This window comes from Actinomadura sp. 6K520 (genome assembly GCF_004349245.1).
GTDB lineage: Bacteria > Actinomycetota > Actinomycetes > Streptosporangiales > Streptosporangiaceae > Spirillospora.
In genome coordinates this window covers 1-5433 of record NZ_SMLC01000298.1, presented here as the reverse complement: position 1 = coordinate 5433, position 5433 = coordinate 1, and the positions used below count along the sequence as shown (strand labels likewise).

Annotated in this window: 5 protein-coding genes; 2 read left to right on the top strand and 3 right to left on the bottom strand. The window is 67.5% G+C overall.

The window, feature by feature from the left end; all coding sequences use genetic code 11:
* Positions 1–221, bottom strand: a 221-nt coding sequence (locus E1289_RS36230; RefSeq protein WP_207929387.1) for a TetR family transcriptional regulator, incomplete at its 3' end; no start/stop codon positions are given.
* A 59-nt stretch (positions 222–280) separates the two neighbouring features.
* Here E1289_RS36230 and E1289_RS36225 point away from each other — a divergent pair.
* Complete coding sequence (locus E1289_RS36225) at positions 281–1480, top strand: cytochrome P450 (protein WP_131988478.1); 1200 nt, start codon at positions 281–283, stop codon at positions 1478–1480.
* Here the strand turns inward: E1289_RS36225 and pruA are convergent.
* Together pruA and E1289_RS36215 are read right to left on the bottom strand one after the other, a co-directional pair.
* Positions 1477–3108: an L-glutamate gamma-semialdehyde dehydrogenase gene (gene pruA, locus E1289_RS36220; protein ID WP_131988476.1), complete on the bottom strand. Its 1632-nt coding sequence runs from the start codon at positions 3106–3108 to the stop codon at positions 1477–1479. The two genes, E1289_RS36225 and pruA, sit on opposite strands and share 4 nt — an antisense overlap.
* A 19-nt stretch (positions 3109–3127) precedes the next feature.
* On the bottom strand, positions 3128–4030 hold the full coding sequence (locus tag E1289_RS36215) for a proline dehydrogenase family protein (RefSeq protein ID WP_131988474.1): 903 nt from the start codon (positions 4028–4030) through the stop codon (positions 3128–3130).
* A 108-nt stretch (positions 4031–4138) separates the two neighbouring features.
* Between E1289_RS36215 and E1289_RS36210 the strand changes: the two genes are divergently transcribed.
* Positions 4139–5230 carry a PucR family transcriptional regulator gene (locus E1289_RS36210; RefSeq protein WP_131988472.1) on the top strand — a complete coding sequence of 364 codons (1092 nt, stop codon included), beginning with the start codon at positions 4139–4141 and terminating at the stop codon, positions 5228–5230.
* The last annotated feature ends 203 nt before the right edge of the window (positions 5231–5433 follow it).

Sequence of the window (5433 nt, the reverse complement as noted above, 5' to 3'; positions counted from 1 at the left end):
GGGGTGGTGCGGGCGGGTTCCATGCGGGTGACGCCGGCGCGGAGGATGGCTTCGAGGAGGCCGGCGCGGGAGCCGAAGTGGTAGGTGATGGCGGAGTCGTTGGCTTGCCCGGCGGTGGCGATGATGTCGCGGGTTCGGGCGGCGTCGATGCCGTCGGCGGCGAAGTGGTGGGCTCCGGCACGGAGCAGCCGTTCTCTGGTGGCCGTTGCGTCCTTGGGCACGCGATGATATTAACAGGGGGCGTTAATAACGACGCCCGTTAGCACGGAAGGCCCGCGGCATGGCGAACGTGTACGACCCGTTCGATCCCGGTTTCCAGGCTGATCCGTATCCCGCGTATCGGCGGCTTCGGGACGAGGAGCCGGTCCATCGGCATGAGTCACCGCCGTTCTGGGCGTTGTCCCGGTTCGAGGACATCTGGGCGGCGACGCGGGACGCGGCGACCTTCTCGTCGGCGCAGGGGCTGACGTTCTATCCGGACGAGATCGGCACGCTGGGCCTCGCCCCGACGATCGTCATGCTCGATCCGCCGCGCCACACCGTCCTGCGCCGCCTGATCGGCCGCGGGTTCACTCCGCGCCGGACGGCCGCGCTCGAAGATCTGCTTCGGGACTTCGTCCGATCCCGGATCGCCCTCATGGAGGACAGGGCCGCCGACGGCGGAACACCCGACCTGCACCGCGATCTCTCTTCGCCGCTGCCGACGTTCGCGCTGGCGCATCTGCTGGGCGTCCCGGAGGCCGACCGGGCGCGGTTCGACCCGTGGGTGAGCGCGCTGACGACCCTGCAGGACGACGGTTTCGACCTGAAGGCGATGAAGGGCGGCGCGGCCGAGGCGGTGGCGGAGATGTTCGCCTATTTCACGGACGTGATCGCCGCGCGCCGCGCCGATCCGTCCGACGACCTGATCAGCGCGCTGACGGCCGCGGAGGTGGACGGGGAGCGCCTCACCGACTGGGACGTTCTCGGTTTCTGTTTCGTCATGGTGGCGGGCGGCAACGACACGACCGGCAATCTGATCTCGCACGGGGTGGCGCTGCTGGACGGCGACCATGTGCAGCGCGAGCGTCTCGCCGCCGATCCGTCCTTGATTCCGAACGCGCTGACGGAGTTTCTGCGCCTGGAGGGTTCGGTGCAGGCGCTGGGCCGGACGACGACGCGGCCGGTGACACTGCACGGGACGGAGATCCCGGCAGGCGAGAAGGTGATGATGCTGTACGGGTCGGCGAATCGGGACGAGCGCGAGTTCGGCCCGTCCGCGGACGACCTGGACATCACCCGTGAGATCCCGCGCCATCTGGGCTTCTCGAGCGGCGTCCACTTCTGCGTCGGCTCCCACCTGGCGAAGCTCCAGGCGCGCATCGCCTTCGAGGAACTTCTCCACACCCACCCGAATATCGGCGTGGATGTGGAGAAGGCCGAGCGGATCGCGTCCCCGTTCACGCGCGGCTGGGTGTCGCTCCCGGTCGCTGAGTTCTAGCCCATGTGCGGGTAGCGGTAGTCGGTCGGCGGGACGAATGTCTCCTTGATGGAGCGCGGCGACGTCCAGCGCAGCAGGTTGAACACGGACCCGGCCTTGTCGTTGGTGCCGGACGCCCGCGCCCCGCCGAAGGGCTGCTGCCCGACGACCGCGCCGGTCGGTTTGTCGTTGATGTAGAAGTTGCCGGCCGCGAACCGCAGGGTTTCGGCGGCGTGGGCGGCGGCGGCCCGGTCGTCGGCGATGATGGCTCCGGTGAGGGCGTATGCCGACACGGATTCCATTTGCCTGAGCATCTCGTCGTAGCGTTCGTCGTCGTAGACGTGAACGGCGAGGATGGGCCCGAAGTACTCGGTCCGGAAGATGTCGTTCGCGGGATCGTCGGATACGAGGACGGTCGGCCGGACGAAGTAGCCGACCGTCTCGTCGTAGGTTCCACCGGCGACGATGTGAACATCCGGGTCGGCGTGGGCGCGGTCGATGGCGGCCTTGTTCTTGGCGAAGGCCCGTTCGTCGATCACGGCCCCCATGAAGTTCGTCAGCTCGGCGACATCTCCCATGGAGAGGCCGTCGACCTCGGCGGCGAGCTCCTCCTTGAACCCACTGTCCCAAATGGACCTGGGGATGTAGGCCCGTGACGCGGCGGAGCACTTCTGCCCCTGATATTCGAACGCCCCACGCACCAACGCCGTTTTCAGTACACGCCGGTCGGCCGAGGGGTGGGCGACGACGAAGTCCTTGCCGCCGGTCTCCCCCACGAGCCGCGGGTACCCGCGGTACTTCTCGATATTGGCGCCGACCGTCTTCCACAGCCGCCGGAACGTGGCGGTCGACCCGGTGAAGTGAATTCCGGCGAGTTCCGGATGGTCGAGCGCCACGTCCGACACCGCCAGCCCGTCCCCGGTCACGAGGTTGATGACGCCGGGCGGCAGCCCGGCCGTTTCCAGCAGCCGCATGAGCAGGACGGCCGAGTAGGTCTGGGTCGGTGACGGTTTCCACACGACGACGTTGCCCATCAGCGCGGGCGCGGTCGGCAGGTTCGCGGCGATCGCGGTGAAGTTGAACGGGGTGATCGCGTAGACGAACCCTTCCAGCGGCCGGTGGTCGGACCGGTTCCACACGCCGGGTTCGCTGATCGGCTGCTCGGCGAGGATGCGCCGGGCGTAGTGGACGTTGAAGCGCCAGAAGTCGACGAGTTCGCACGGGGTGTCGATCTCGGCCTGCTGGACGGTCTTGGACTGCCCGAGCATGGTCGCCGCGAGGAGCGTCTCCCGCCACGGCCCGGCCAGCAGGTCGGCGGCCCGCAGGAAGATAGCGGCGCGGTCGTCGAACGACAGCGCCCGCCACGCCGGCGCGGCCTCCAGCGCGGCGGCGACGGCGTCCCTGGCGTCGTCCTCGGTGGCGTTCCCGAACGTCCCGAGAACGGACGAGTGCCGGTGGGGCTGCACGACGGCGACCTTCGCCCCACCACCGAGCCGCCGACGCCCCCCGATCGTCATGGGCAGGTCGATCGGCGTCTCCGCCATGAGTTCGGCGAGCTTGGCCTCAAGCCGGGCGCGCTCGGAACTGCCCGGGGCGTACCCGCGCACCGGCTCGTTCACCGGCGTAGGAACGTTGGTCACAGCATCCATGAAATGGAAATCCTCCTGGTCAGCGGGAAACGAACGAACGGAGAAAGAACGCGAGATTGGCGGGCCGCTCGGCCAGGCGCCGCATGAAGTAGCCGTACCAGTCGACGCCGTAGGGCACGTAGACGCGCATCCGGTGCCGCCGCGCCAGCCTCCGCTGCTCGGCGCTCCGGACGCCGTAGAGCATCTGGAACTCGTATGACCCGGGTGCCCTTTCCCCGGCGAGCACCGACGCGATCTCGACGATTCGCGGATCATGCGTGGCGATCATCGGATACCCGTCCCCGCCCATCAGCGTCCGCAGCCCCCGCACATAAGCGAGGTCGATCTCGCGCCGACTCTGGAAGGCCACCGAAACGGGCTCGGCGTAGGCCCCCTTGACCAGCCGCACCCGCGACCCCGCCAATTCCCGCAGATCGCCTTCACTGCGCCGAAGCATCGCCTGGACGGCGACCCCCACCCACGGGAAATCGACCCGAAGCTTGCCGAGGATTTCCAACGTGGAGTCGACCGTGGTGTGGTCCTCCATATCAAGGGTGACCGTCATACCGCCACGCCCGGCAGCAGCGCAGATGTCCCGAGCATGGTCAAGTGCGAGCCCTTCGGAAAGTCCCCGCCCAAGCGCCGACAGCTTCAAGGAGATATCGGCACCCTCGGAAAGCTGACCCTCCTCAAGCACCGACATGACCCTCAAATAGGCATCCCGCGTATCCCGCGCCTGCCGGGCCTCGACCGTGTCCTCCCCAAGGTGGTCGAGGGTGACCGCCACCCCATCACCGACAAGGGCTCTGACGGCACGAACCGCCGCCTCAAGATCATCACCGGCGACGAACCGGTCGACGACACCCCTGGTCAGAGGCACGGACGTCACCACATCACGCATCCGCCGACTACGCGCGGCGGCAAGAAGCACAGGGTTCGGCATCGGGACCTCCAGCGACACTCCGCACGCTAGAAGCCCCCGGCACCCACCCCTATAGTCAAATGCAACTTCTAGTACCCACTCTCTTCATACAAACGCACAAGGGAATCGATGGACGACCTCCAGGAGATCGCGGAGCACGCGGCCGACCTCCTCCAAGCCCCCGCGACCTTGGAGGACCGCGACTTCCACCTGGTCGCCTACGCGGCCCACGGCGACACCATCGACCCCGTCCGGCTGGACTCGATCCTGCGGCGCCGCGCGACGGGCGCCGTCCGGGCCCGTTTCGAACGCCACGGCATCGCCCGCGCCAGGGGCCCCGTCCGCATCCCGGCCGACCCCTCCCTGGACCAGTTGGGCCGCCTGTGCCTGCCCGTCCGCTGGAACAACGTCACCTACGGCTACCTGTGGCTCCTGGACGACGAGGAGCGCATAACCCCCGACCAGGCCGCCGAAGCGATGCCCCTCTGCGACCGAGCCGCCCTCCTCATGGCCCGACAGGCCAGGGAACGCGACGACCTGGGCTGGAAGCTCGCCGATCTCCTCTCAACTCACCCGGAGCCCCGCACCCGAGCAGCCGACGACCTGACCGACACGGGGATAGCGGCCCCACCCTTCACGATCGCGGTCCTGAGAACCCCAAGCCCCGAACCACTGAACCCCTGGCTGCTCCCCCACGCGGTCCTGACGACGTTCTGGCAGCGAGACCACGTCCTCCTGATCCCAGCCACGACGTCGACCCCCACGACCCTCGACCGAGCGCGCCTCCTCCTGGAAGAACGCAACGCCCCCGTCCAGATCGGCGTCCACTCCCCCTGCCAGACCCTCGACGACGTCCACGAGAGCTGGCTCCGCGCCCGAGTGGCAGCCCGCGTCGCCACCCCAGGCGAAACCCGCGACTGGAAAACCCTGGGCGCCCTCCGCCTCCTGAGAACCGCAGGCGACGAGGCCCTGACCCAAGCAACCCAGACCCCAGGCACAACCAGCCTGCAAGCCCACCCAGACCTACAGGAAACAGCCCGCACCTACCTGGACCTGGCCGGCAACATCCAGCAAACGGCCAAGACCCTGAACATCCACCGCCAAACCCTCTACCACCGCCTACGCCGCATAGAAGCCCTGACGTCCCTAACCCTGACCAACGGCCAAGACCGCCTAACCCTGCACCTAGCCCTAACCCTGGCCCCCCACCTAAACCCGTGACCCAGCCCCCCACACCCGACCAAAGCCAGCCGAGACAAGGCACATCAACAATGAACGGAGGAGCGCGAGACCCAAAAGGCCGCCCGTCGCACCAGCCCCGCCATAGGGAAAAAAAAAAACAAGACTAGTTATGAAAACAGACAACGTAGGCAAATTAGTAGAACACAATGATAATTTTAGAGGTGCGTGTGTATCTGTGAAAT

Coding starts and splice junctions, on each gene's coding strand:
- E1289_RS36225 (WP_131988478.1), top strand. CDS start 281: ATGGCGAACGTGTACGACCCGTTCGATCCCGGTTTCCAGGCTGATCCG.
- pruA (WP_131988476.1), bottom strand. CDS start 3,108: ATGGATGCTGTGACCAACGTTCCTACGCCGGTGAACGAGCCGGTGCGC.
- E1289_RS36215 (WP_131988474.1), bottom strand. CDS start 4,030: ATGCCGAACCCTGTGCTTCTTGCCGCCGCGCGTAGTCGGCGGATGCGT.
- E1289_RS36210 (WP_131988472.1), top strand. CDS start 4,139: ATGGACGACCTCCAGGAGATCGCGGAGCACGCGGCCGACCTCCTCCAA.